A 23646-nucleotide genomic window follows, 5' to 3' on the forward strand; every position below is an offset into this window, starting at 1 on the left:
GCCCAGAATTCCTGTTTTTTGGCCCGATCCGCCGACCCGGATTGCCCGCGCACCGAGCCCGGCCTAGAATTGGCGGGTGACCGAAACGCTGCTCCAGATCGCCAGCCGTCATTCCGCAACTCACGCCGACGACAAAGGCCTTGCGTCCACGCCTTTCGCCGGCATCTCGATCATCCGTGAGACCGCGCCGAGCGCACTTCAATTTGCGATCTCCAAGCCTCTGGTCGCATTGGTGCTGCAAGGTGCCAAGCGTGTTGCGACCGGCTCCACGTCCTTCGACTTTGGTGCAGGCGATTCACTGGTGATCGCGGGCGACGTGCCGACGGTCAGCCAGATCACGCGCGCCACAGTCGCTGCGCCTTATCTGGCGCTCGTCGTCGAACTCGATCCTGTCGTCATCGAGGGGTTGGTCGTCGAGATGGGCTCGGTCCCGTTCGTTCCGTCCCAACCGCTGCGCGTCGAGCCGACGGAGCAGGAGGTTGCAGACGCGGCGCTGCGGCTGTTGCGCCTGATCGACCGTCCCTCATCCCTGCCGATCCTGCAACGCCAGCTGGTGCGAGAGCTGCACTACTGGCTGCTGGCCGGCCGGCACGGCGGCGCCATCAGGGCGCTCGGCATTGCCGACAGCCATGCGCAGCGGATCGGCCGTGCGGTCGCGATCATTCGCGCCGGCTATGCCAAACCCCTGCGCATCGACCGGCTCGCCAAGGCTGCAGGCATGAGCCAATCGGCGTTTCACCTGCATTTCCGCTGCGTCACGTCACTGACCCCGCTCCAGTTCCAGAAACAGCTTCGCCTGATCGAAGCCCGTCGCGCGATGCTGGCCGATGGCGCGCAGATCGCGACGGCGGCGCATCTGGTCGGCTACGAAAGCGTCACGCAGTTCACGCGGGAATATTGCCGGCTGTTCGGCATGCCGCCCGGGCGTGACATGCGCGAGACGAAGCGGCGTATTGAATCGGCGGCTTGAAGAGTTCTCCAATGGCGACGATTGACAAGATCTACATCCTCGACGGAGGAATTGCGGAGGTCGAAGACGGTTCGATCTATTCTCCGGGCATCAATGTCGGCGTCCCCATGACGTTGAGCTGCAATGCCTATCTCATCCGTCATCGCGGCGAGTGGCTGATCTGGGACACCGGCATAGAGGATGAACTGGCGAAGCATCCGGAAGGGCGCATCATCGCGCATGGCATACGCGGCATCGTGCGCCGTCCCATCGCGGACCAATTGGATGAAATCGGGGTGCGGCCCCGCGATGTCAGTACGATCCTCCTATCCCATGCGCATTTCGATCATATCGGAAATGTCGATCTGTTCGAAAATGCAAGATGGATCGCTCAGCGGGCCGAGTTCGAGGCCATGTTCGGACCGGAGCCCGAAGAATTCGGCTACTCGCTTCAGCACTACAGGATGTTGAAGGAGCGGCCTTACGAGATCGTCGATGGTGACCACGACATATTCGGCGACGGCGCAGTGCGCATGATCTTCACGCCCGGCCATACGCTCGGGCATTGCTCGCTGATGGTGAAGCTGCCTCGGCGCGGCGCCGTGCTGCTGAGCGGCGACGTCGCGCACAATCGAGAGAACCTCCGGCACATGCGCGTGCCGTCCTTCAATGCCGACCAGCAGGCAACGGTCGCATCCATGGCCAAGGTGGTCGATCTGCTTCGCGTCGAGAACGCCGAGATCTGGATCAATCACGATACGGCACAGAGCGAGGAGCTGGCTCACGCGCCGGGCTGGATCGAGTAAGGACGCGCATTACCGCGGCGCGAGGTCGGCGCGGTCGAGCGACTCCAGCGTCGCGGCGTTGCCGCAATAGCCGCGGTAGTTCTCCGCGGCGGTGCCCTCGGCGAGATCGCGGTCGCACTCTCCCTTGTGATTGCAGAGCGCGCAGACCCGCTCCATGTCGCGCAGCAGCAGCGGCTGTGCGCGGCCGAGCCCTTCGGCGCTGATGCCGAGCTGCTCCAGCATCTTCGGCAGCTCGTCGGCGGCGTGCTTGCCGTGACGGACCAGCTCTTCGAGATCATCAGGCGCGATCCTGAGATCGCTCGCGATGCGGTCGAAATCGGCGCGATCGAGCTGCCGCATCTCGTTGATCTCGCGGCGATGCTTCAGCCAGTTTGCGAAGGACTCGATGAGGTCCTGAACGATGGGATAAGGCCTGCTTGCGGTGCTCATGCGAGGCTCCGTTGGGGTCGTGGAATTGAAGCCAGATTAGGCACAATGGTGCAGGAGCGCGTTGCGCTGGATCAAATTGAGAATGGGTCGAGGAGACCGGTCTCGTGCCCCAAAGGCGTGCGACAGTGTCGCGACAATCGCAGCCGTCGCCGGGACGACAGCAGAGAGAGCTCAGCTAAACCTCTCCGCCGCCCAGGCATACAGGCTGCCGGGAATCGGCTTCTCGCCGCCGCGCCCCTTGGGCGAGATGTGCAGGCCGATGATCTCGGGGTTGGTGACGAGGCCGAGATAGCTCGAGGGATCGAAGAACAGCTTTGGCTCGGCGTGCACGGCGTAGAACGACTGCTTCGGCAGCGCGTTCTGCAACTCGCCGGTGCGGCGCGCGAGCGCGGTGAGTGCCGCGGGCCCGTAGATCGCGACGCGAATATCGGAGAGACGATTCGAGCCGCCGCGCAGGCGGCGCATCATGAAGGTGATGCGGTGGCGCACCGACAGCCAGTTCGGCGTCAGCTCCTCCTGCTCCATCAGCTCTTCAAAGGCGGCGACGATGCCGTGCTCGGCCGGCAGGTAGATCACGGAATTGCCGAGCTGGCGCGGCCGCTCCCAGGCGAAGTAGGGTTTTGCCGGATCGATCTCGACGGACTTCAAGAGCAGCACGTCGGCGTCGAGCCAGAGGCCGAGGCCCTTCGCCATCAGCTTCATGCGGAAGAAGTCGCTGAACTGCAGCGTGGTCCAGTCGCGCCAGGTACCGTCCGGCTGCGGCGGCCGCAGCCGCTCGGAGAACGCATGCGGCAGGATGGCCTCGGCCTCGGCATTCTCGACGCCCGCCGGCAGGCCGGGGATGGGGTCGAAGCTGTAGACCGTGACCTTGTGGCCGGCAGCTAACTGCGAGCGCAGGCAGGTCTGACGCAGTGCGTCCATCGGGCCATGCCAGAAGGTGACGATCTCGGGCAGCATGCGCACAAACTAGGAGATTAGCCGGACAAAGAAAAAGCCCCGGCGCTTGCAACGCCGGGGCTCGGACGAAAACTTACGATCAGGCCCAGGCGCGTTCGCGCTTCAGCTTGTCTTCGTAGCTGTCGATCGAGGCCTTCTTCTCCATCGTGAGACCGATGTCGTCGAGGCCGTTGATCAGGCAGTGCTTGCGGAACGGGTCGATCTCGAACTTGACCTTGCCGCCGTCGGGGCCGCGGATCTCCTGGTTCGGCAGGTCGATCGTCAGCGTCGCATTGGCGCCGCGCTCGGCGTCGTCGAACAGCTTGTCGAGGTCTTCCTGCGAAACGCGGATCGGCAGAATGCCGTTCTTGAAGCAGTTGTTGTAGAAGATGTCGCCGAACGAGGTCGAGATCACGCAGCGGATGCCGAAGTCGAGCAGCGCCCAGGGCGCATGCTCGCGGCTCGAGCCGCAGCCGAAATTGTCGCCGGCGACCAGCACCTTCGTGTTGCGATAGGCGGGCTGGTTGAGGACGAAATCCGGGTTCTCGCTGCCGTCGTCCTTGTAGCGCTGCTCGGAGAAGAGCCCCTTGCCAAGGCCGGTGCGCTTGATGGTCTTGAGGTACTGCTTCGGAATGATCATGTCGGTGTCGACATTGATGATCTTCAGCGGCGCCGCGACGCCTTCCAGCGTGGTGAACTTGTCCATTTCAGGCTTCCCGGTTCGAAGTCAGGGAAGGGCTGTTTAGCCCGGTTGGCGCTCAAATCCTAGGCCGGATTCGGCAATCTTGGTCTGTCAGACTGGCGGAGCCATGCTGTCGGGGACAAAGCCGGTCGGCAGGCCGTCGATGCTCTTGCTGTTCTTCAGGCCCCAATATTTTCGCAAATTGTTGACGCCCTGCTTCGTCCAGTAGCGCACGAGGCTGCCGCGCTCCTGCTTGTAGTCGAACAGGGGCACGCCCATGCCGCACGACGTCTGCACGAGATCGACCGAGAGGCGCACGATCTGGCGTGCCCCGGTCATATCCTCGAACTCCGGGGCGAGATCGGCGTACTCAGGCGTGCCGCGCATCAGCGAGCGGCCCTGGCCATAGAGCCGCAGGATCATCGGTGGGCCATCGAAGGCGCAAAACATGATGGTCAACCGCTTGTCGTCGGAGGCGATCAGGTGCGCGCGGGTCTCGCTGCCGCTGCCGGTGCAGTCGAGGTAGGCGACATCGCTGTCTCCGAGGACCCGGAATGAGGACAGGCCCTTCGGCGACACGTTGATACGTCCCTTCGGCGGGGCGCTCGCAACGAAGAAGATCTTCTGCCGTTCGATGAAAGCCCTGTGCTCGGGCTCGATGCTCGCGAATTGCTTGCCCATGTCCGTGCGTCCTTTGCGCAGCGACGAAGTCTGGACAGGAAGCTAGCACGCGCCTAATACCGGTTTAATGGCCTAACTTATGCTGGTATAAAAACCACCATGATCGGACAAGACCTGGACGCCCCGGCCCTCTCGCTCAGTGCGTTCCTGCGCGCGCTCCGGGAGCGTCAGTCTCCGGCGGAGTTCGGCCTCGTCGCCGGACCGCGACGGCGCACGCCCGGCCTCCGGCGTGAGGAGGTCGCTCAGCTCTGCGGATTGAGCGTCACCTGGTACACGTGGATCGAGCAGGGCCGCGATGTGTCCGTCTCTGCATCGGCGCTTGCGCGCCTCGCCAGCGGGTTGCGCCTGTCACGGGCCGAGCGCAGCTATTTGTTTGAGGTCGCCGGCAAGCGCGATCCCGAACGCCCCGGCACCCGGGATGATCCGCCCGACGAGATCCTGGCCTGCGTCGATGCGATCGATGGACCGGCCTACATCCTCGATCGCACGTGGCGTGCGCGTCGATGGAATGCGAAAGCGTCCGTCCTGTTTCCAGGATGGCTCGATGCCGACGGCGAGAAGAATCTCCTGCGCTACATCTTCCTCAGGCCTGAGGCGCGAAGCCTGATCCTTGACTGGACCTCTCGCGCCCGTCGCGTCGTCGCAGAGTTCCGCGCCGCGGTGACAGCGTATTCCAATGATCCGGAGATTCGCCGACTGGTGGAGGAGCTCAGACTGGGAAGCCCCGACTTCGAACGCTGCTGGGATACGCAGGGGGTTTTGGCGCGCGAAGGCGGCGAGCGTGCGTTCAATCATCCGACCATGGGGCTGCTGCACTATCAGCAGGTGTCACTGTCTCTCGCGGGATGGTCCGACTATCGGCTGACGATGCTTGTCTCTGCACCGCGCCTGGATCAGTCCGCGTCCTGATCCGCCTTGGCCTCAATCGCCGCCATATCGTCGTCCGAAAGACCAAAATGGTGGCCTATCTCGTGGATCAGGACGTGACGGACGATATGGCCGAGGCTTTCGTCGTGCTCGGCCCAGTAGTCGAGGATCGGCCGCCGGTAGAGCCAGACCATGTTGGGCAGCCGCGCCACGTCGCCAAAACTCTGCTGGGGCAGGCCGACGCCCTGGAACAGGCCGAGCAGGTCGAACTCGCTCTCGCAGTCCATCTCGTCGAGGACCTCCTCGGTCGGGAAGTCGTCGACACGGAGGATCACGCCCTCGCAGAGCTTTCGAAACTCCGCGGGCAGGCGCTCGAAGATGTCATGTGCCGTCGCTTCCATCTCGGCGAGCGAGGGCGCTTTCAGTTCTGTCCACATGGGTCTCTCTTAACGCGGGTTCCGCGGCGATGCATCCGGCTTTATAGGATAGGGCCAAGAAGGAGCGTTGACGTCGCGCGCGAAAACGGGGAGCGTACGGCGCATCAAGGGGTTGGCAGAGGTCGGTGGTGATGTGATGCGGGCGGGAACAGCAGTACCGGTTCTACTGTGCATGGGGTTGTTTTCGACTTTTTTTGTCGGCGCTGAGGCCAATGCCCAGGCGCAGATGGCTGCCCCCGAAATCCGGCTGGCCCAGGCGGCCTCGCCCGATGATGTCCCCCCGCCGCGCAGGCGGCCCCCGGCGCGTCTGCGCGTCACGCCCTATTACACCCCTGATGGCGTCTATCCTCGCTACAATCCAGGCCCCGACGCGGTCCGCGAGTGCAACGCCACCTATGTGCAGGAATACCGGCCGAGCGGCACGGTGATCGTGCCGCATATGCACTGCTTCTGGCGCCGGGGCTGACGCCGGCAGCGGGGAGACCTCGTGAGGGGCGTCATGGCGAGATGGATTGCACTGGCCGCCGTTTCCGTCGCGCTTGCCGCGGGCCTGCCTCGCGCTTCCGCTGCACACAGGGTGGCGATACCTGAGGCCTCGGCGGGAATCGCGGTTTTCGATGCGCGGCGACACGCGCGAACCCCTGACATCGTGCGGCCTGCCGTGCGCCGTGATCCACGCTATTACGCGCGGCCCGTCTACTACCGTCCTTATCCTTACGGCGTGCCCGCACCCTTCGTATTCGGCTACGGGCCGTTCTGGTGATCCGCTAGCCGGGCGCAAATCCTTTCACCAGCAGCACCGTCGCTTGTGCGCCCGCCTTGCGATCGCGCGAGATGTCTTCGTATTCGGGTGAGCTCGAGAAGGCGAGGAATGCGGCCTCGTCCGGGAACGACATCATGACGAGCTTGTCGTGCGGCCAAGTGCCTTCGAGCACGCGCGGATGTTCATCCGCGGCGAGCAGCCGCCCGTTGTGCTTCCTGAACACGTCGAAGAACCGCGCCTGATAGCGGTCATAGGCCGCGCGGTCAGTCATCTTCAATTGCGCAATCGCGTAGACGGTCATTTCGAATATTCCTTCGCAATCCTGTAGCCCGGATGGAGCGTAGCGAAATCCGGGATTCGTGCGGCGTGTGACACCGTTCCCGGATTGCGCTGCGCTTCATCCGGGCTACGCCGTAGTGCCGCTCGGAAACCTCGCCCATTCATGAGGCATTCACGCCGCTGTCCGTAACTTAATCTCGGGAGCGACTGCAAATGAACAGCGGCGGCGCGACACACTGCGCCACAATGCCGCTGTTCACATACAGGGAGGAATCCATGCTGAGGAGTTTGCGTCTCAGGGCAGGCCCGATGCGCTTGCTCGGGATTGCGGCCGCTACGACGCTGATGCTGTCGGCCGGGAGCGCGCATCGCGCTGAAGCGCTCACCTTGATCAATCCAGCGACGTCACCCGCGACGAAAGCTGCGGCCGATGACCTCGTCACGCAGGTCCGGCATGGCGGCGGCGGACATGGTGGTGGCGGACATTTTCACGGCGGCGGTGGCTTCCGCGGTGGCGGCGGACATTTCGGCGGCTTCCGCGGCGGCGGCTTTCATGGCGGCGGCTTCCGCGCCGCACCGGCCTTTCACGGCGGCGGCATTCGCTACGGCGGATTTCGTCATTACGGCGGCTATCACCGCCACTGGGGCTATCGTCCCCATTACGGCTATCGCCACTTCCACCGGCGCTATTATTACGGCGGCTACTATCCCTACTACCACTATCCGCGCCGCTGCCGGATCATCTGGACCTATTACGGCCCGCGCCGCATCTGCCGCTGGCACCGCTGGCATTATCCGTATCGCTATTGGTGAGCACGATCGAAATGAAAAGGGCGCCTCAAAGGCGCCCCTTGTGCAATTGGCCTAAAGCCAATCCTTCAGCTTCCACGAAGCCGACTTCCACCGCATCAAATTCTCGACCTTCCATTGTCGAAACATCGCCGGCGGCCAGCGGCTGAGCTTCGAGGTCTCCTCGACCTCGGGCTTGGCGACGACGCGCAAGCGTGGGGCGCGCCGCCTGTGCTGGCGCGTCGCTTCGCTGATCAGATCGACATATTCGGGCTTGTTGGCCATCGCTTGCGTCCCCGCGAACCGTCGCGAGGACGCAGTGTCGTCGTGGGCGATTAACGGCGGTTTGCCGTGATCGCTACAATTGCAGGAACCGGCTTAGCGCCAGTCCCGGACGTCGACGAAGTGACCCGCGATCGCCGCTGCCGCCGCCATCGCCGGCGACACCAGATGCGTCCTTCCCTTGAAGCCCTGGCGGCCTTCAAAATTGCGGTTCGAGGTCGAGGCGCAGCGCTCTTCCGGCTTCAACTTGTCCGGGTTCATCGCGAGGCACATCGAGCAGCCCGGCTCGCGCCATTCGAAGCCGGCCTTGATGAAGATCTTGTCGAGACCTTCAGCCTCGGCCTGCTCCTTCACGATGCCGGAGCCCGGCACGACCATGGCGTTGACGTTCGCCGAAACGGTCTTGCCTTCAGCAATCTTGGCAGCGGCGCGCAGATCCTCGATGCGGCCGTTGGTGCAGGAGCCGATGAAGACGCGGTCGAGCTTGATGTCGGTGATCTTCGTGCCCGCGGTCAGGCCCATATATTTCAGCGCGCGATGCTTGGAGAGACGCTTGGCCTCGTCCGCGATCTTGTCGGGATCGGGCACGATGCCGGTGACCGAGATCACGTCTTCAGGCGAGGTGCCCCATGTCACGATCGGCGGCAGTTTTGCCGCATCGAGGCGCAGCTCGTGGTCGAAATGCGCGCCTTCGTCGGAGCGCAGCTTCTCCCAGTAGCGCATCGCCGCGTCCCAGGCCGCGCCCTTCGGCGACTTCGGCCGATCGCGCAGGAAGTCGTAAGCCTTCTGGTCGGGCGCAACCAGGCCGGCGCGGGCGCCGCCTTCGATCGACATGTTGCAGACCGTCATGCGGCCTTCCATCGAGAGCGCGCGGATCGCATCGCCGGCATATTCCAGCACGTAGCCGGTGCCGCCCGCGGTGCCGATCTCGCCGATGATGGCCAGGATGATGTCCTTGCCGGTCACGCCGTCCGGCAATTGGCCGTCGACGGTGACACGCATGTTCTTGGCCTTCTTCTGGATCAGCGTCTGCGTCGCCAGCACGTGCTCGACCTCGGAGGTGCCGATGCCGTGCGCGAGCGCGCCGAACGCGCCATGCGTCGAGGTGTGGCTGTCACCGCAGACGATAGTGGTGCCGGGCAGGGTAAAGCCCTGCTCGGGGCCGATGACGTGGACGATGCCCTGACGCTTGTCGAACTCGTTGTAATATTCGATGCCGAATTCCTTGGCGTTCTCGGCCAGCGCCTTGATCTGCTCGATGCTCTCGGGATCGGGATTCGGCTTGGTGCGGTCGGTGGTCGGTACGTTGTGGTCGACGACCGCGAGCGTCTTCTCGGGGGCGTGGACCTTGCGGCCCGTGGTGCGCAGGCCTTCGAACGCCTGCGGCGAAGTCACCTCGTGCACCAGATGGCGGTCGATATAGAGCAGGCAGGTGCCGTCGTCGGCTTCGTGCACCAGATGGTCGTTCCAGATCTTGTCGTACAGGGTGGTCGGCTTGGACATGAGCTTGAGCTCCGGGAATGTTGTGTCAGCGGATAGCGCGCCTCGCGCGCGGGCAACAAAATCGTCAGCGCAGCTTTTAGGCTGCGCGCGTAAGTTCTGACGTTGCCGAGGTCGCGAAGCGTCCGAAGAACCGTCCAGGCAGCCGCGAGCGATCGTCGATGACGATGCGCTGGACGGGTGCGAAGCTGGTCAGATCTGGAAACATTCTAGAAGCTATATAGCATGCAGCGGTAAAAGCGCGAGAGTTTCAGCTCGTCATTGCGAGGAGCTCTTGCGACGAAGCAATCCAGACTGCCTTTTCGGAAAGACTCTGGATTGCTTCGCTGCGCTCGCAATGACGAGGTCGGGGAGGGCGTCCGGCCAAACAAAAAAGCGCGGAGCCGAGCCCCGCGCTTTTCGTAACTTGCCTGGTGGCGAAGCTTACTCGCCGACGGCAGCCTGGCGGTCCTGCTTCTCGACGATGCGGGCCGACTTGCCGCGAAGGTTGCGGAGGTAATAGAGCTTCGCGCGACGCACCTTGCCGCGGCGCACCACCTTGATCGAGTCGATCATCGGGGAGAGCAGCGGGAACACGCGCTCGACGCCCTCGCCATAGGAGATCTTGCGGACGGTGAAGCTCTCGTTGAGGCCACCGCCGGAACGGCCGATGCAGACGCCTTCATAGGCCTGCACGCGGGTGCGGTCGCCTTCGACGACCTTCACGTTGACGATCACGGTGTCGCCAGGGGCGAATTCCGGAATCTCCTTGGTGGCGGAGAGCTTCTCGAACTGCTCTTTTTCAAGCTGTTGGATCAGGTTCATGGGGTAATCTCCATCGGCGCGCCCAGCCGCAGATCGGGGGCTGCGCGAAATTCGTCTATCCAGCTATTGCGGATGTGGGCGCTCCTATAAGGCAAGCCGGAGCGTTTGTCACCCGTCTGTCTTGTTTTTTGGCGTTTTTTGGCGACGGGGCCGATTCGGGGGCTTGGGCGGGATTTGGGCCCATAAATCCGGCCGCCGGGCCTCTGTCAGGCTCTCGGATTGCGCCCGCCGCCAGCTAGCAACCTTGGCGTGGTCGCCCGAGGTCAGGATGTCCGGGATCGGAACCCCCTCGAACAGCTGGGGGCGGGTGTACTGGGGGTATTCGAGCAGGCCGTCCGAAAAGCTCTCCTCGGTTCCCGAGGCTTCCTTGCCCATCACCCCCGGCAGCAGCCGGACGCAGGCGTCGATCAGGGCTAAAGCGGCGATTTCGCCCCCGGAGAGCACGTAATCGCCGATCGAGACCTCCTCCAGCCCCCGCGCGTCGATCACTCGCTGGTCGATCCCCTCGAACCGCCCGCAGACGATCAGCGGACCGGGACCCTGGGCGAGCTCGGTGACGCGGGCCTGGGTCAATGGCCGACCGCGGGGGCTCATCAGCAGGCGCGGCCGTTCGGGGGCAATCTCGGCAGCATCGATGGCGGCGGCCAGAACGTCCGCTCGCAGCACCATGCCCGGGCCGCCGCCGGCCGGCGTGTCGTCGACGCTGCGGTGGCGATCGGTGGCGGAGGCCCGGATGTCCCGCGCCTCGATCTCCCACAGCCCCGAAGCCAGCGCCCGGCCGGCCAGGCTCACGCCGAGCGGCCCCGGAAACATCTCCGGAAACAGCGTCAGCACCGTCGCGCGCCAGGGTGAGGGATTGGTCATGGCCGCTGGTTAGGGCATTGCGGCCGGGAGGTCGAGGGGCCGCAGGCCTAGTTCTTGCGGCCGTATTCGACAAGCTCGTGGGTGTTGCTGATGAGCAGATGCCCGTTGCCCCGTGAGACAAAGGTGCGCTTCACCCAATGGTCGATCGCGGGGGCGTACCAGGTCACGGACGTGATGTCGTTCTTGCGCGTCGGATCGTTGGTCGGGCGCCTCACGAGTGTCGTTTCGATCTTGTAGGTCTCGAACGTGCCGGCCCTGGTGGTGATCGTCTCCTGACCCACCACCTTCGACTGGCCGGACCGCTTCCAGATGTTGCCCTTGCTGTTGTTAACGTCGTCGCCGGAGAAATTCCAGCTGGTGCCGACCTTCAACGGCAAGCGAACGCCGCTGCCGTCGCCCGGCTGGAATTTCCACTCACCCGCATTCTTCAGATTCCAGGTCCGGTCGAACACCTGCAGGCCCTGTCCGTCCTTGCCGTCGATCGTAAAGCGGATGCCGATCTCCGTCGGACTGACGTCTGTGACGATGTTCTTGCGGACCGCGTTCACCTTTCCGCTGATCTCGTCGTGCACCTCGTAGGTCCAGAAGTCGCCCTGCTGAGGCTCCTCCATTGCGATGACCGGCTTTGCGGCGGCAGGCGCGGCGGGCGTGGCCGGCGCATCGCCGGCCGCCCAGGTCGCTGTGCTCGCAGCAAGCAGGCAAACAGCCGCCATCATCGATTGACGAAGCATCAGAACGTCCCCCACATGTCTTTGTTCTCAGCCCGGCTGCTCAGCGGCGGCCGTATTCCACCAACTCGATCTGGGCCCGGTCGCGAACCCGGCCTTCGAAGCGGTTGACGGTCGAGCGCTTCACCCAATGATCGATCGCCGGCGCGTACCAGGTCTGTTGCTCGGTCAGGAATTTCTTGGTCGCGTCATTGCCGTTTCGCGATTCGATCGACGTCTCGATCTTGTAGACCTCGAACGTGCCGGCACGCGTAGTGACGGTCTCCTTGGCCATGACCTTCGAGGTCCCCGAGATCTTGAGGCTGGCGCCATTCGAGCTGTTGAACGCGGTCGATTTCACTGGCCAGCTCTTGCCGACCTCCAGAGGGGCGCGAATACCCATCCCGTCGTTCGGCGTGAAACGCCAGAGGCCGCCGATCATGTCCCAGGAGCGATTATAGGTCTGGAAGCCGGTGTCATTCTTGCCGACCAGCGCAATGCGGATGCCGATCTCGGAGGCGGTGACATCCGTAATGGTGTGCGTCATCGTCGATTTGAGATCGCCCGTGATCTCGTCGCGGAGCTCGTAAGTCCAATGGTCGCCGAGCTGCGGCTCTTCCATGGCTTCGACGGTTGGCGCCTCGGCTGCTGGCGGCGGGCTCGGCGGCGTCTGCGCGTGGAGGACGCTCATGGACACGAGCAGGCTCATCGTTGCCAGAAGACAGCGGCGCAGCATTTAAATCTCCGGTGGTCGGAAGCAGCTTGGGAGGGCGATGCAACCCAAGCGTGAACCAGCCGGACGTTTGAGGCAAGTGAAGATTTCGCGAGATGTGTTGGCGAGCTGTTATCGCGCCGCTATGACGACGAAGCCTCGTCCCGGTCACGGTCGCCCTCGATCTCCTGCGGCAGCACGATCACGACACGGCCGCCCTTGAGGTCGACCTCCGGCACCACCGCGTTGGAGAACGGCAGCAGTATCGTCGCGCCCTTGAGCGGTGCGATCTCGATGATGTCGCCGGCGCCGAAATTATGGATCGCGAGCACGCGGCCGAGCGGCTCGCCGTCCGTGGTGACGGCGGCGAGTCCGATCAGGTCGGTGTGGTAATATTCGTCCTCGTCCGTCGCGGGCAGTTTTTCGCGCGGGACGTAGAGCTCGATGCCGTTGAGGCGCTCGGCTTCATCGCGGGTCGTGACGCCCTTGAACGTCGCGACCAGATGATCTTTCGCCTCGCGCGCCGTCGCGACCTCGAACTGGCGCTTGCCGTCCCTGGCGAGAAGCGGACCGTAGCGCCTGACGGCGAACGGATCCTCGGTGAAGGTCCATAGCTTGACCGCACCGCGCACCCCATGCGCGGCGCCGATCCGCGCGACGCAGACCAGCGCCGACATGTCCTAGCCTTAGCCCTTGGCGGCGGCTTCGGCCTGCGCCTTGCGCTCCTTGCGCGGCACGGCCTTCTCGGGGTTGTTGCGCGCTTCGCGCTTCTTGACGCCGGCGGCGTCGAGGAAACGCATCACGCGGTCCGACGGCTGCGCGCCCTTGGCGAGCCAGGACTTCACCTTGTCCATGTCGAGCTTCAGGCGGGTCTCGTTGTCCTTCGGCAGCAGCGGGTTGAAATAGCCGAGACGCTCGATGAAGCGGCCATCGCGGGGGAAGCGCGAGTCGGCGACGACGACGTGATAGACGGGACGCTTCTTGGTGCCTGCGCGGGCGAGGCGGATAACGACGGACATTCAGTTCTCCTTCGAAGTACGGTTTGCAAAGTACGTTTTGTTCGGTTGATTGGTATTCCGCGTCGCGCGAGACCGCTTACGATCCCGTGCGACGAATTCCTCATTTCTTCTTGCCCGGGAACCCGCCGAGGCCCGGCAGCGTCGGCTTGCCGCTCAGCCCGGTCAGTCCAGGAAGGTTCGGCAGACCTTGGCGAAGACCCGCCGGCAGATCCTTCGGCAGATTCGGAAGGCCACCGCCGCCGGCCTGCATCTTTTCCTGCATCGCCTTCATCTCTTCGGGCGAAGGCATCTTCATGCCGCCGCCAAAGCCCATCGCCTGCGCGATGCCGGCGAGCGGGCCGCGCTTGCCCGAGCCCATGGCCTTCATCACATCGGCCATGTTCCGGTGCATCTTCAGCAACTTGTTGACGTGCTCGACGCTCTGGCCGGAGCCGGCGGCGATGCGCTTCTTGCGGCTCGCTTTCAGCAGGTCCGGATGACGGCGCTCGTCGCGCGTCATGGAATCGATGATCGCGACCTGGCGCTTCAAGATCTTGTCGTCGATGCCGGCCGCCGCGATCTGGTTCTTCATCTTGGAGATGCCGGGCATCATGCCCATCAGGCCGCTGATGCCGCCCATGTTGGACATCTGCAAAAGCTGCTCGCGCATGTCGTTGAGGTCGAACTGACCCTTGCGCATGCGCTCGGCGGTGCGCGCGGCCTTTTCGGCGTCGATATTGGCGGCAGCGCGTTCGACCAGCGAGACCACGTCGCCCATGCCGAGAATGCGGCCGGCGATACGATCGGGGTGGAAATCCTCCAGCGCGTCGGTCTTTTCACCGGTGCCGATCAGCTTGATCGGCTTGCCGGTGACGGCGCGCATCGACAGCGCGGCGCCGCCGCGGCCGTCGCCGTCAACTCGTGTCAGCACGATGCCGGTAAGGCCGACGCGCTGATCGAACGAGCGCGCGAGGTTCACCGCGTCCTGGCCGGTGAGTGAGTCCGCCACCAGCAGCACTTCGTGCGGATTGGCGGCGGCTTTGATCGCCGCGGCTTCCGCCATCATCTCTTCGTCGAGCGTGGTGCGGCCGGCGGTGTCGAGCAGCACGATGTCGTAGCCGCCGAGCTTGCCGGCTTCCAGCGCGCGCTTCGCAATCTGCGGCGGCTGCTGGCCCGCCACGATCGGCAGGGTCGGAATGTCGAGGTCGCGGCCGAGCACGGCCAGCTGCTCCATCGCCGCCGGACGGTAGACGTCGAGCGAGGCCATCAGCACCTTGCGCTTGTCGCGCTGGACCAGGCGGCGGGCGAGCTTTGCGGTGGTCGTCGTTTTACCGGAGCCCTGCAGGCCGACCATCATGATCGGCACCGGCGGCACGGAATTGACGTCGATGGTCTGGCTTTCGGCGCCGAGCGTGTTGATCAGCTCGTCATGGACGATCTTGACCACCATCTGGCCGGGGGTGACCGACTTGACGACGGTGGCGCCGATCGCCTGCTCGCGCACGCGCTCGGTGAAGCTGCGCACCACTTCGAGCGCGACGTCGGCCTCCAGCAGCGCGCGGCGCACCTCGCGCATCGCGGCGTCGACGTCCTTTTCGGTCAGCGCACCGCGCCCCGTCAGACGATCGAGAATGCCACCAAGCCGTTCCGACAGATTGTCGAACAATGCCGTTGTCCTTCTTTACCTCTCCCCGCCTGCGGGGAGAGGTCGGATCGCCTTTGCGATCCGGGTGAGGGGGTACGGGACCAACTGCGCGCACCACGCGCGGAGCGAGCCCCTCACCCCGACCCTCTCCCCGCAAGAGCGGGGCGAGGGAGCAGAAAACCAAACACCTTTACGCCCGAGGGCGCACAGCGCTGTCGGGCGTTGACCTCCGGCCTCGAGGACCGGTCGGCGGGTCGAAAAGAAAGCCTTTCCGAGAAAGTGGCGGGGTTAAACGCCGCTCCCGCCCAAAAGTCAAGGAAAGTTAGGGCGCCGGCATACCTTTCGGAGGGCAAGGCTCTGAAAGTATGATCTTTTTTGCAGCGGGTTCCTTTTCCGCCGGCCCCGCCCATATAGGCGGTGATGTCCTACCGCCCCGACCAACCCTAGAAGCCCGCCCGTGCCGGTCACCCGCCGCCGCCTTTTCGGACTGCTTGCCGGAGCCGGTGCTCTGGTCGGCGTCCCCTCCCTCTGGATGTCCCGCATGAAGACCTATGACGGCCCCGCCTCCGACCATTTCAACGGCCTGCACTTCTTCGATCCGGACGGGGCGCCGCCGAAATCGCTTCGCGAGGTGCTGCGCTGGCAGTTCAGCGGCAAGCGCCAGCGGGCGGCCTGGCCCGTGTGGGTTCCGAGCCCGCATGCCGACACGCCGCCGGAGCGGGTCGACGGCGACAAGGTGCGGCTCTCCTTCGTCGGTCACGCCAGCTGGCTGATCCAGGCCGGCGGCCTCAACATCCTGGTTGATCCCGTCTGGTCCTCGCGGGTCTCGCCGGTCGGCTGGGCCGGACCGAAACGGCACAACGATCCCGGCATCGCCTTCGAGAAGCTGCCGAAGGTCGACGTCGTGCTGGTTTCGCACGGCCATTACGATCATCTGGACATGGCGACGCTGTCGCGCCTCGCCAAGAATTTTGGCCCGCGCGTGGTGACCCCGCTCGGCAATGACGTCACGATGCGCGGCGTCGATCCCACGATCAGGGCGGAAGCGTTCGACTGGCACGACCGCGTCGAGCTCGGCGAAGGTGTCGCCGTTCATCTGGTGCCCACCCGGCACTGGACCGCGCGCGGCCTGTTCGATCGCAACAAGGCGCTGTGGGCGAGCTTCGTGTTGGAGACGCCGGCAGGGAAAATCTACGTGGTCTGCGATTCCGGCTATGGCGACGGCCGGCATTTCCGCCGCGTCGCCGAGAAGCACGGGAAGCTGCGCCTCGCCATCCTCCCCATCGGCGCCTACGAGCCGCGCTGGTTCATGCGCGACCAGCACATGAACCCGGAGGATGCGGTGAAGGCGCTGGCCGATTGCGGCGCCGAGGCCGCGCTCGGGCATCACCACGGCACATTCCAGCTCACGGACGAGGCGATCGACGCGCCGGCGAAAGCACTCGTCGAAGCGCTCGATGCGGCGAAGATTCCGCAGGAGCGGTTCGTGGCGATGAAGCCGGGGCAGGTGGTGGAGATTTAGCTCCATCCTCCGCTGTCGTCCCGGCCTAGTGCGCAATTGCGCACTAGGCCGGGACGACACCGTTGTTGTGGCGAACAGCGTGCCTCTTACTGCCCCTGCTTGATCGCCCAGCTCACATTCACCGTTACCGACAGCGTCTCCTCGCCCGGCGCGACCGCCGCAGGAGCCGCCATCGGTGCTGTCGCCATCCGCGACTTGAACAGCGGCACGGGCGCACCACCCTCCGACACACTGAGCGGAGCGCCCAGCGTGACGCCGGTGGCCTTGGCATAGATCTCGGCCTTGCGGCGCGCATCGGCCACCGCCTGCTCGCGTGCGTCATCGAGCAGCTTCGAGGCCTGCGTCACCTCGAACGAAATGTTGCCGATGTCGTTCGCGCCGGCGCTGACCAGCGTGTCGATGATGGTTGGCACCTTGGTCACGTCGCGGATCTTCACGGTGACGCGGTTGGAGGCACGGAAGCCGACCACGGGCGAGGCGCCGGTGGATTTGTTCTGGCCGTATTGCGGCTGCAGCGACAGGCGCGAGGTCTGGTAGTCCTTCTCGGCGATGCCGGCACCCTTCAGCGCCAGCAGCACCTTGCCCATCGCGGCATTGTTGGCATCGGAGGCTTCCTTCGCCGTCTTGGCGTCATTGGCGACACCCGCATCGATCTGCGCGAGATCAGGCGCCACCGACACAGTGGCTTCGCCGCTCACTGAGATCGCGGCGGGAAAATCGTCGGCGCGCGCGGGCGCGGCCAGCAGCGTGGTGGCAAGGACGGCGGCGAGTACTGCAGACTTTTTCATCACTCTCACTTCAGCGGCACGAAAACATTGATCACGAGCTTGTCCTCAGCCGTCTTCAGGGGATCGGTGAGGTATTCCTCGATGAAGGTGTCCTTGGCTTCCAGTCTCTTGTCGTCGAGGTGATTGGTGATCGCCTCGTAGGTGTTGTCCATGTTGTCGTACGAGCCACGATGGACGAATTTCAGCGCCTTGCCCTCCGGCGATTTGCCGACGCTCATGTCCTTGGGCAGGTTCTTGGGATCCTGCTCGACCGGGATCTCGGCGAGGAAGGTGAAGCCGGTGTCATCCGTCGAGGTGTAGACGATCATCGAGTTGCCGGCGTGCTTGATGCCCTGCTTGTCCAGCAGCGTGTTGAGCGCCTTGAAGGCGTCGATCAGCGTGTCGAAGGCGGAATCCCAATTGGCAGTGCCCTTGACCATCACGACCTTCTTCGGCTCGAGCGTGGTCTCGAGGCCAAAGGGATCGGCGGTCTGCACCGGGGCCGGGGTGGCGGCCGCAGCCGGCGGAGCCGTCGGGCTGGGTGAGGCGCTGGCTGCGGGCGATGGCGAAGCTGCCGGCGCGGGTGACGCGCTGGCCGCCGGCGACGGCGTCGCGACAGGGGCGGGCGACGCGCTCGCGGCCGGAGAGGGCGAGGCCGACGGTGCAGGCGCCGGGCTTGTCGCTGAAGGGCTCGCCGAGGCAGCCGGCGCCGGGCTCGGGGACTGCGCCAGAGCGCCTGATAGCCCAAGCGACAAGGCCGCTGCCGGGATCAGCGCGGCCAGAGCGAGACGACGAAAACTGGTCATTTTATTCTCCCCAAGGCCCCCGGTCCGCCAGGGCCTCAATTCATCAAGACCTTACCCACCAAGGCCTTAACCCGGCCGCGCGTCCCGGTTCGCGCGAACCGCGCCGTTCTAACACGCGAGCGCCGAATTCGTCCCATGACAGATGCGTCATGGCAGATGTCCTGCTCGCGGCGGCAAATCACTGGCCAAGCAGCCTGGGATCACCATATAAGGCGGGCGAAATTCGGGAATTTTCATGAGCGCGCTGGCCCACCACGCATTTGCCAAGATGAACGGCATCGGCAACGAGATCGTCGTTGTCGACATGCGCGACTCCGCGGCAAAGGTGACGCCGGACGACGCCCGCGCCGTGGCGTCCGCGCAGGGCGGCGTGCCCTACGACCAGCTCATGGTGCTGCAGAAGCCGCGGCTCGACGGCACCGAGGCCTTCATCAGCATCTACAACAATGACGGCTCCGAAGCCGGCGCCTGCGGCAATGGCATGCGCTGCGTGGTCCGCCGCATCTTCGAGAAGACCGGACAGACCACGGCGACCTTCGAGACCGCCGCGGGCCTGCTCAATGCCTGGCAAGGCCCTGCACCCGATCTCTACACCGTCGACATGGGTGCGCCAAAGTTCGGCTGGCAGGACATTCCGCTGGCGGAAGAGTTTCGCGACACCCGCTACATCGAACTGCAGATCGGGCCGATCGACAATCCGATCCTGCATTCGCCGTCGGCGGTGAGCATGGGCAATCCGCACGCGGTGTTCTGGGTGGACGACGTCAACGCCTATGATCTCGGCCGCTTCGGTCCGCTGCTGGAAAATCATCCGATCTTCCCCGAGCGCGCCAACATCACGCTCGCCCATATCGTTGATCCCCAGCACATCACGATCCGCACCTGGGAGCGCGGCGCGGGCCTGACCCGGGCCTGCGGTTCGGCGGCCTGTGCGACGGCGGTTGCGGCCGCGCGGCTGAAGCGCGCCGAGCGCAAGGTCGAGATCACGCTGCCTGGCGGCAAGCTCGGCATCGAATGGCGCGAGCGCGACGACCATGTGCTGATGACGGGCACGGCGACCTTCGAATATGAAGGCAATTTCGATCCGGCGCTGTTTGCGCCGGTCGGCTGATGGCCGTCGACATCGTCACCTTCGGCTGCCGCCTCAACGCCTTCGAGGCCGAGGTGATCCGCAGCAAAGCGGAAGGCGCCGGCCTTTCCGATACCATCGTCATCAACAGCTGCGCCGTCACCAACGAGGCGGTGGCGCAGGCGCGTCAGTCGATCCGCAAGCTGAAGCGCGAGCGCCCCGAGGCGCGCATCGTCGTCACCGGCTGCGCGGCGCAGACGCAAAGCCAGATGTTCGCCGACATGGCCGAGGTCGATCGCGTCGTCGGCAATGACGACAAGATGCGCAGCGAAGTGTGGCACGAGACGCGCGATGCGTTCGACATCGGCGCCAGCGAAAAGATCGCCGTCAGCGATATCATGGCGGTCAGGGAGATGGCGCCGCATCTGATCGACGGCTATGCCAGCGGCCTGCCGCGCGTGTTCGTGCAGGTGCAGAACGGCTGCGATCACCGTTGCACCTTCTGCATCATCCCGTTCGGTCGTGGCAATTCGCGCTCGGTGCCGATGGGTGCAGTGGTCGAGCAGGTGCGCGCGCTCGTGGCGCGCGGCCATGCCGAGATCGTTCTGACCGGCGTCGATCTCACCAGCTACGGTGCGGACCTGCCCGGCGCACCAAAACTCGGCATGCTGACGAAGCAGATTTTGCGGCATGTGCCGGAGTTGAAGCGGCTGCGCATATCCTCGATCGATTCGATCGAGGCCGACAACGACCTGCTCGATGCCATCACTGAGGATGCGCGCCTGATGCCGCATCTGCACCTGTCGCTGCAGTCAGGCGACGACATGATCCTGAAGCGCATGAAGCGGCGGCACTTGCGGCAGGATGCGATCACCTTCTGCAATCAGGTGCGCCGCTTGCGTCCCGATGTCGCCTTCGGCGCCGACATCATCGCGGGCTTCCCGACCGAGACCGAAGAAATGTTCTCGCGCTCGCTCGATCTGGTCGAGGAATGCGGCCTGACCTTCCTGCACGTCTTCCCCTATTCCCCGCGCCCCGGCACGCCCGCCGCGCGCATGCCGCAGGTGGCGGGCGGCGTGATCAAGGAGCGCGCGAAGCGGCTGCGCGCAGCCGGAGACGCGGCGCTACGGCAGCGGCTGCAAGCCGAGATCGGCGCAACGCGCGAAGTGCTGATCGAGAGCGAGGGGCAGGGCCGCACCGAGCATTATCTGCCGGTGGCGATTGCGGGCGAGCGGGTCGGAAGCGTCGTGCCGCTGATGATTGCCGGCAGCGATGGTGAGCGGCTAGTCACACGATAGGTGTCGTCGCCCGGCTTGACCGGGCGATCCAGTACGCCGCGGCTTTTCCGTATTCCACTAAAGTCTCTGGAATACTGGATCACCCGCTTTCGCGGGTGATGACACCGTTAGCTTGGTGCGCAGCGTAGCCCTACGACGCCCGCACCTGCCAGAACCGCAGCGTCCGCCCTGCGTTCTCCGGCGTCATGCGCGCGTAATGGCCCTGCGCTTTGGCAAGGTCGGCCGGCTTCATCGCGCCTGTTGCAAAACGGCTTTCGAGCACGGCGACTGTTGTTTCCCAGCTGAGCTGGGCCGCCTTGCACGGTACCAGCAGGCCGTCCTCGCGCAGGCTCTGCATCAGCGGACGGATCACCTCGACGGTCGATCCCGATAATGCCGCCAGGGCAGCGGCGGTCTCTTCATAGCGCCGCTGTCTGGCAAAGCCGAGCAGCGTTGCCTCGTTGAGCTGGCCGGTGGCCTTGAGGCCCGCGATGGCGCGCTTGGCGCCTTCGAAATCGCGGACGCCCGACATCTCGCGCTCGACGCCGACGGTGACGGCGGCGATCGCGCTCTGGATCTCCTCGAACAGATGCGGCGGCGCGCGCGACAACAGGCGCGTGCGCACCACATCCGTCGCCGAGCGCAGCAACTGCCGGCGCAGCTCCGACGGCAGGTCGATACGGACGCCGACGCTGACGGCGAGCTCGGGATCGCTTTCGGCCTGGCCGACGATGACGGCGAATCCATTTCCGGAGACGCGCGCGCCGGGATTGGCGGCGAGCCGCCGGCTGACGCTGGGATAGCGCCGCGCCAGCAGCGCGTCGGTGACGATCTCCTTCAGCCACCAGCGGCCGGCGACCGCGAGCAGATGCGGCTCGCTTTTGCTGGAGGCGATCCTCACCAGCTCGCCATCGTCGAGACGCGCGGAATCCTGCAGCACGGGGCCGGCGATGCGGATCTCGTCATTGTTGGCGAGGCGACGGATCACGGACGGCGGCGCCTGCGCGATCGGCGCCAGCTGCATGCTGATCTCGGCCAGCGCCACGCGCGCACCCATGTCGGCAATCGCGCGCAGCTCGATAGAGCCGATCAGGCGCTCGAGCACGTCGTCGAACAGCGCGATCTGCTTGTCGCTGAAACTGCCGGCGGAGGACAGGAACAGGTCGGTGACGCGCCGCGCCGTTTCCAGGCCCTTTTCTGGCGAGCCGATCCGAAGTGCGGATTCGACCTCGTCGATGATCGATAGCTCGGCCTTGGGCATGACGCGCGGCTCGTCCTGAGCGGATTGACGGAAGCTTGTTCTAAGCAACCGTGATCATTAGAGGCGAGCACTGAACGTTTCGTAAACCATGCCTCCGGGCCGCCACTACTCCCCGCTCCACCCGCAGGCGCGGAGCTTCTCGTGCATGTGGAGCGGGGCCGGTGCGACCACGCGAACCGGCTCCTTGTTCCGGGAGATCGGCACCACGATCTCGCGGGAGTGCAGGTGCAGCCGCGGCTCGCCGAAGCGCGGGCCGTTGCCGTAAATGTTATCGCCGAAGATCGGCCAGCCGCTCTCGGCCGAATGCACCCGCAATTGATGGGTTCGCCCGGTCACCGGTTCCATCGCGAGCCAGGTGAAACCGTCGCCCCGGCCCATCACCTTCCAGTTGGTGATGGCCTTCTGCCCGTCCGGATCCGGCTTCTGCCACCAGCCGCGCTCGGCATTGAGCCGGCCGAGCGGCATGTCGATGGTGCCTTCATCCTCGGCAGGGCCGCCCTCGACCACGGTCCAGTAGGTCTTGCCGATCTTGCCATGCTTGAACAGCAGGCCCAGCGATGCGGTCGCCTTGCGATGGCGGCCGAGCACGAGGCAACCGGAGGTGTCCTTGTCCAGCCGGTGGGCCAGCACCGGCGGCCGCGGCAGGCCGAAGCGGAGCGCGTCGAAGGAATCCTCCAGATTGGCGCCGCCCTTGGGGCCGCGATGCACCGGCAGGCCGGCCGGCTTGTCGATGATCAGCATCAGCCCGTCGCGATGGAGCACGCGGGCCAGGATTTCATCGGCCGTCAATTGGGGAACATCGAGCAATTGCAAGACTTTCGGTCAAGGCTTTCGTTTGCGAGCCGGAACGGCTAACACGCCACCATGAACGATACCACCTCCGAAACCCCCAAGCTGAGCTGGTGGCGCCGCCTGTCCAACGGGCTGAAGCGCACCTCGTCCTCGCTCGGGACCGCGGTCGCCGACCTCGTCACCAAGCGCAAGCTCGACCGCGCCATGCTCGACGACATCGAGGACGTGCTGTTGCGCGCCGACCTCGGGACCTCCGTCGCGGTGCGGATTGCGGATGCCGTCGGCGCTGGGCGCTACGACAAGGCGATCTCGGCGGACGAGGTCAAGGACGTCGTCGCGACCGAGGTCGAGAAGGTGCTGTCGCCGGTGGCAAAGCCGCTCGAGATCGACGCGGCCAGGAAGCCGTTCGTCATTCTCGTCGTCGGCGTCAACGGCTCCGGCAAGACCACCACCATCGGAAAGCTCTCGCAAAAATTCGCATCCGAGGGCCGCAAGGTGATGCTCGCCGCCGGCGACACGTTTCGCGCCGCCGCGATCGAGCAGCTCAAGGTCTGGGGCGAGCGGACCAAGACGCCCGTCATCGCCGGCGCGCAAGGCTCGGATTCGGCGAGCCTTGCCTTCAACGCGCTCACCGCGGCGAAGGAGCAGAACATCGACGTGCTGCTGATCGACACCGCCGGCCGCCTGCAGAACAAGGCCGAGCTGATGAACGAGCTCGAAAAGGTCGTGCGCGTGATCCGCAAGGTGGATGACACTGCGCCGCATGCCGTGCTGCTGGTGCTGGATGCTACTGTCGGCCAGAACGCGCTGTCGCAGGTCGAGGCGTTCCATCGCACCGCCGGGGTCACCGGCCTCGTGATGACCAAGCTCGACGGCACCGCCCGCGGCGGCATTTTGGTGGCGCTCGCGGAGAAGTTCAAACTGCCGGTGCATTTCATCGGCGTCGGCGAAGGCGTCGACGATCTCGCGCCGTTCACCGCGCGCGATTTCGCCCGCGCCATCGCCGGAATCGAAAGCTAGAG

The 23646-nt window shown here is 65.0% G+C and carries 29 protein-coding genes; 10 read left to right on the forward strand and 19 right to left on the reverse strand.

Going from position 1 to position 23646, the window contains the following annotated elements; all coding sequences use genetic code 11:
- Positions 1-76 precede the first annotated feature (76 nt).
- Positions 77-970 carry an AraC family transcriptional regulator gene (locus QA649_RS01915; RefSeq protein ID WP_283022719.1) on the forward strand — a complete coding sequence of 298 codons (894 nt, stop codon included), beginning with the start codon at positions 77-79 and terminating at the stop codon, positions 968-970.
- Positions 971-981: 11 nt separating this feature from the next.
- Positions 982-1755 (forward strand): N-acyl homoserine lactonase family protein, encoded by a 774-nt coding sequence (locus QA649_RS01920; protein WP_283022720.1) that lies wholly within the window; start codon positions 982-984, stop codon positions 1753-1755.
- Positions 1756-1764: 9 nt separating this feature from the next.
- On the opposite strand, the gene QA649_RS01925 is transcribed toward QA649_RS01920, so the two are convergent.
- The 4 genes from QA649_RS01925 to QA649_RS01940 all read right to left on the reverse strand — a co-directional run bounded on the left by QA649_RS01925 (position 1765) and on the right by QA649_RS01940 (position 4483).
- Entirely contained in the window at positions 1765-2184 is a 420-nt protein-coding gene (locus tag QA649_RS01925) for a hypothetical protein (protein ID WP_283022721.1), read from the reverse strand.
- A gap of 171 nt (positions 2185-2355) precedes the next feature.
- Positions 2356-3141, reverse strand: a complete 786-nt coding sequence (locus QA649_RS01930) for a hypothetical protein (RefSeq protein WP_283022722.1) — start codon at positions 3139-3141, stop codon at positions 2356-2358.
- Positions 3142-3220: 79 nt separating this feature from the next.
- Positions 3221-3826, reverse strand: coding sequence for a 3-isopropylmalate dehydratase small subunit (gene leuD, locus QA649_RS01935; protein WP_283022723.1), 606 nt, complete (start codon positions 3824-3826; stop codon positions 3221-3223).
- Between the two features lie 87 nt (positions 3827-3913).
- Positions 3914-4483: a pyridoxamine 5'-phosphate oxidase family protein gene (locus QA649_RS01940; RefSeq protein ID WP_283022724.1), complete on the reverse strand. Its 570-nt coding sequence runs from the start codon at positions 4481-4483 to the stop codon at positions 3914-3916.
- 99 nt (positions 4484-4582) lie between these two features.
- Here QA649_RS01940 and QA649_RS01945 point away from each other — a divergent pair, with 99 nt between their 5' ends.
- Complete coding sequence (locus tag QA649_RS01945) at positions 4583-5392, forward strand: helix-turn-helix transcriptional regulator (RefSeq protein WP_283022725.1); 810 nt, start codon at positions 4583-4585, stop codon at positions 5390-5392.
- Here the strand turns inward: QA649_RS01945 and QA649_RS01950 are convergent.
- Positions 5377-5787 carry a metallopeptidase family protein gene (locus QA649_RS01950; protein WP_283022726.1) on the reverse strand — a complete coding sequence of 137 codons (411 nt, stop codon included), beginning with the start codon at positions 5785-5787 and terminating at the stop codon, positions 5377-5379. The genes QA649_RS01945 and QA649_RS01950 overlap by 16 nt on opposite strands.
- A gap of 172 nt (positions 5788-5959) precedes the next feature.
- On the opposite strand from QA649_RS01950, the gene QA649_RS01955 reads away from it, so the two are divergent.
- Positions 5960-6253, forward strand: a complete 294-nt coding sequence (locus tag QA649_RS01955) for a hypothetical protein (protein WP_283026233.1) — start codon at positions 5960-5962, stop codon at positions 6251-6253.
- A 33-nt stretch (positions 6254-6286) separates the two neighbouring features.
- A complete protein-coding gene (locus tag QA649_RS01960; RefSeq protein ID WP_283022727.1) occupies positions 6287-6550 on the forward strand; it encodes a hypothetical protein in 264 nt (87 codons plus the stop codon).
- A gap of 4 nt (positions 6551-6554) precedes the next feature.
- Here QA649_RS01960 and QA649_RS01965 read toward each other — a convergent pair whose 3' ends face one another.
- Positions 6555-6851 carry a DUF1330 domain-containing protein gene (locus tag QA649_RS01965; RefSeq protein WP_283022728.1) on the reverse strand — a complete coding sequence of 99 codons (297 nt, stop codon included), beginning with the start codon at positions 6849-6851 and terminating at the stop codon, positions 6555-6557.
- Between the two features lie 254 nt (positions 6852-7105).
- On the opposite strand from QA649_RS01965, the gene QA649_RS01970 reads away from it, so the two are divergent.
- Complete coding sequence (locus QA649_RS01970) at positions 7106-7642, forward strand: hypothetical protein (RefSeq protein WP_283022729.1); 537 nt, start codon at positions 7106-7108, stop codon at positions 7640-7642.
- Between the two features lie 51 nt (positions 7643-7693).
- Here the strand turns inward: QA649_RS01970 and QA649_RS01975 are convergent, their stop codons facing one another.
- The 9 genes from QA649_RS01975 to ffh all read right to left on the reverse strand — a co-directional run bounded on the left by QA649_RS01975 (position 7694) and on the right by ffh (position 15151).
- Entirely contained in the window at positions 7694-7903 is a 210-nt protein-coding gene (locus QA649_RS01975; protein ID WP_283022730.1) for a hypothetical protein, read from the reverse strand.
- A 93-nt stretch (positions 7904-7996) separates the two neighbouring features.
- Positions 7997-9403 carry a 3-isopropylmalate dehydratase large subunit gene (gene leuC / locus QA649_RS01980; protein ID WP_283022731.1) on the reverse strand — a complete coding sequence of 469 codons (1407 nt, stop codon included), beginning with the start codon at positions 9401-9403 and terminating at the stop codon, positions 7997-7999.
- A gap of 420 nt (positions 9404-9823) precedes the next feature.
- Entirely contained in the window at positions 9824-10204 is a 381-nt protein-coding gene (gene rplS, locus QA649_RS01985; RefSeq protein WP_018643929.1) for a 50S ribosomal protein L19, read from the reverse strand.
- 108 nt (positions 10205-10312) lie between these two features.
- Positions 10313-11068 carry a tRNA (guanosine(37)-N1)-methyltransferase TrmD gene (gene trmD, locus QA649_RS01990; protein WP_283022732.1) on the reverse strand — a complete coding sequence of 252 codons (756 nt, stop codon included), beginning with the start codon at positions 11066-11068 and terminating at the stop codon, positions 10313-10315.
- Between the two features lie 47 nt (positions 11069-11115).
- Positions 11116-11799, reverse strand: coding sequence for a hypothetical protein (locus QA649_RS01995; RefSeq protein ID WP_283022733.1), 684 nt, complete (start codon positions 11797-11799; stop codon positions 11116-11118).
- Positions 11800-11839: 40 nt separating this feature from the next.
- Complete coding sequence (locus QA649_RS02000; RefSeq protein ID WP_283022734.1) at positions 11840-12511, reverse strand: hypothetical protein; 672 nt, start codon at positions 12509-12511, stop codon at positions 11840-11842.
- A 119-nt stretch (positions 12512-12630) separates the two neighbouring features.
- The gene (rimM, locus tag QA649_RS02005) at positions 12631-13164 is read right to left on the reverse strand and encodes a ribosome maturation factor RimM (protein ID WP_283022735.1); all 534 of its coding nucleotides are present in this window, start codon (positions 13162-13164) and stop codon (positions 12631-12633) included.
- A 9-nt stretch (positions 13165-13173) separates the two neighbouring features.
- On the reverse strand, positions 13174-13506 hold the full coding sequence (gene rpsP / locus QA649_RS02010; protein WP_018643926.1) for a 30S ribosomal protein S16: 333 nt from the start codon (positions 13504-13506) through the stop codon (positions 13174-13176).
- 100 nt (positions 13507-13606) lie between these two features.
- Positions 13607-15151 carry a signal recognition particle protein gene (ffh, locus tag QA649_RS02015; RefSeq protein ID WP_283022736.1) on the reverse strand — a complete coding sequence of 515 codons (1545 nt, stop codon included), beginning with the start codon at positions 15149-15151 and terminating at the stop codon, positions 13607-13609.
- A 436-nt stretch (positions 15152-15587) separates the two neighbouring features.
- On the opposite strand from ffh, the gene QA649_RS02020 reads away from it, so the two are divergent.
- Positions 15588-16652 carry an MBL fold metallo-hydrolase gene (locus tag QA649_RS02020; protein ID WP_283022737.1) on the forward strand — a complete coding sequence of 355 codons (1065 nt, stop codon included), beginning with the start codon at positions 15588-15590 and terminating at the stop codon, positions 16650-16652.
- Positions 16653-16738: 86 nt separating this feature from the next.
- Here QA649_RS02020 and QA649_RS02025 read toward each other — a convergent pair whose 3' ends face one another.
- On the reverse strand, positions 16739-17440 hold the full coding sequence (locus QA649_RS02025) for an SIMPL domain-containing protein (protein WP_283022738.1): 702 nt from the start codon (positions 17438-17440) through the stop codon (positions 16739-16741).
- 5 nt (positions 17441-17445) lie between these two features.
- Positions 17446-18225 (reverse strand): GyrI-like domain-containing protein, encoded by a 780-nt coding sequence (locus QA649_RS02030; protein ID WP_283022739.1) that lies wholly within the window; start codon positions 18223-18225, stop codon positions 17446-17448.
- 235 nt (positions 18226-18460) lie between these two features.
- Here QA649_RS02030 and dapF point away from each other — a divergent pair, with 235 nt between their 5' ends.
- Together dapF and mtaB are read left to right on the forward strand one after the other, a co-directional pair.
- Positions 18461-19336 (forward strand): diaminopimelate epimerase, encoded by an 876-nt coding sequence (gene dapF, locus QA649_RS02035; protein WP_283022740.1) that lies wholly within the window; start codon positions 18461-18463, stop codon positions 19334-19336.
- Positions 19336-20592 carry a tRNA (N(6)-L-threonylcarbamoyladenosine(37)-C(2))-methylthiotransferase MtaB gene (gene mtaB / locus QA649_RS02040; RefSeq protein WP_283022741.1) on the forward strand — a complete coding sequence of 419 codons (1257 nt, stop codon included), beginning with the start codon at positions 19336-19338 and terminating at the stop codon, positions 20590-20592. The genes dapF and mtaB overlap by 1 nt, the downstream gene beginning before the upstream one ends.
- A 130-nt stretch (positions 20593-20722) precedes the next feature.
- On the opposite strand, the gene QA649_RS02045 is transcribed toward mtaB, so the two are convergent.
- On the reverse strand, positions 20723-21832 hold the full coding sequence (locus QA649_RS02045) for a DUF2336 domain-containing protein (protein WP_283022742.1): 1110 nt from the start codon (positions 21830-21832) through the stop codon (positions 20723-20725).
- A 105-nt stretch (positions 21833-21937) separates the two neighbouring features.
- Positions 21938-22639 carry an RNA pseudouridine synthase gene (locus QA649_RS02050; protein ID WP_283022743.1) on the reverse strand — a complete coding sequence of 234 codons (702 nt, stop codon included), beginning with the start codon at positions 22637-22639 and terminating at the stop codon, positions 21938-21940.
- A gap of 57 nt (positions 22640-22696) precedes the next feature.
- Here QA649_RS02050 and ftsY point away from each other — a divergent pair, with 57 nt between their 5' ends.
- On the forward strand, positions 22697-23644 hold the full coding sequence (gene ftsY, locus QA649_RS02055) for a signal recognition particle-docking protein FtsY (protein ID WP_211405264.1): 948 nt from the start codon (positions 22697-22699) through the stop codon (positions 23642-23644).
- The last annotated feature ends 2 nt before the right edge of the window (positions 23645-23646 follow it).

Origin of the sequence: Bradyrhizobium sp. CB1717 (genome assembly GCF_029714325.1) — a bacterium.
In the GTDB taxonomy this organism is placed as follows: Bacteria; Pseudomonadota; Alphaproteobacteria; order Rhizobiales; family Xanthobacteraceae; genus Bradyrhizobium.

Coding starts and splice junctions, on each gene's coding strand:
- QA649_RS01920 (WP_283022720.1), top strand. CDS start 982: ATGGCGACGATTGACAAGATCTACATCCTCGACGGAGGAATTGCGGAG.
- QA649_RS01925 (WP_283022721.1), bottom strand. CDS start 2,184: ATGAGCACCGCAAGCAGGCCTTATCCCATCGTTCAGGACCTCATCGAG.
- QA649_RS01930 (WP_283022722.1), bottom strand. CDS start 3,141: ATGCTGCCCGAGATCGTCACCTTCTGGCATGGCCCGATGGACGCACTG.
- leuD (WP_283022723.1), bottom strand. CDS start 3,826: ATGGACAAGTTCACCACGCTGGAAGGCGTCGCGGCGCCGCTGAAGATC.
- QA649_RS01940 (WP_283022724.1), bottom strand. CDS start 4,483: ATGGGCAAGCAATTCGCGAGCATCGAGCCCGAGCACAGGGCTTTCATC.
- QA649_RS01945 (WP_283022725.1), top strand. CDS start 4,583: ATGATCGGACAAGACCTGGACGCCCCGGCCCTCTCGCTCAGTGCGTTC.
- QA649_RS01950 (WP_283022726.1), bottom strand. CDS start 5,787: ATGTGGACAGAACTGAAAGCGCCCTCGCTCGCCGAGATGGAAGCGACG.
- QA649_RS01955 (WP_283026233.1), top strand. CDS start 5,960: ATGGGGTTGTTTTCGACTTTTTTTGTCGGCGCTGAGGCCAATGCCCAG.
- QA649_RS01960 (WP_283022727.1), top strand. CDS start 6,287: ATGGCGAGATGGATTGCACTGGCCGCCGTTTCCGTCGCGCTTGCCGCG.
- QA649_RS01965 (WP_283022728.1), bottom strand. CDS start 6,851: ATGACCGTCTACGCGATTGCGCAATTGAAGATGACTGACCGCGCGGCC.
- QA649_RS01970 (WP_283022729.1), top strand. CDS start 7,106: ATGCTGAGGAGTTTGCGTCTCAGGGCAGGCCCGATGCGCTTGCTCGGG.
- QA649_RS01975 (WP_283022730.1), bottom strand. CDS start 7,903: ATGGCCAACAAGCCCGAATATGTCGATCTGATCAGCGAAGCGACGCGC.
- leuC (WP_283022731.1), bottom strand. CDS start 9,403: ATGTCCAAGCCGACCACCCTGTACGACAAGATCTGGAACGACCATCTG.
- rplS (WP_018643929.1), bottom strand. CDS start 10,204: ATGAACCTGATCCAACAGCTTGAAAAAGAGCAGTTCGAGAAGCTCTCC.
- trmD (WP_283022732.1), bottom strand. CDS start 11,068: ATGACCAATCCCTCACCCTGGCGCGCGACGGTGCTGACGCTGTTTCCG.
- QA649_RS01995 (WP_283022733.1), bottom strand. CDS start 11,799: ATGCTTCGTCAATCGATGATGGCGGCTGTTTGCCTGCTTGCTGCGAGC.
- QA649_RS02000 (WP_283022734.1), bottom strand. CDS start 12,511: ATGCTGCGCCGCTGTCTTCTGGCAACGATGAGCCTGCTCGTGTCCATG.
- rimM (WP_283022735.1), bottom strand. CDS start 13,164: ATGTCGGCGCTGGTCTGCGTCGCGCGGATCGGCGCCGCGCATGGGGTG.
- rpsP (WP_018643926.1), bottom strand. CDS start 13,506: ATGTCCGTCGTTATCCGCCTCGCCCGCGCAGGCACCAAGAAGCGTCCC.
- QA649_RS02025 (WP_283022738.1), bottom strand. CDS start 17,440: ATGAAAAAGTCTGCAGTACTCGCCGCCGTCCTTGCCACCACGCTGCTG.
- QA649_RS02030 (WP_283022739.1), bottom strand. CDS start 18,225: ATGACCAGTTTTCGTCGTCTCGCTCTGGCCGCGCTGATCCCGGCAGCG.
- dapF (WP_283022740.1), top strand. CDS start 18,461: ATGAGCGCGCTGGCCCACCACGCATTTGCCAAGATGAACGGCATCGGC.
- mtaB (WP_283022741.1), top strand. CDS start 19,336: ATGGCCGTCGACATCGTCACCTTCGGCTGCCGCCTCAACGCCTTCGAG.
- QA649_RS02045 (WP_283022742.1), bottom strand. CDS start 21,832: ATGCCCAAGGCCGAGCTATCGATCATCGACGAGGTCGAATCCGCACTT.
- ftsY (WP_211405264.1), top strand. CDS start 22,697: ATGAACGATACCACCTCCGAAACCCCCAAGCTGAGCTGGTGGCGCCGC.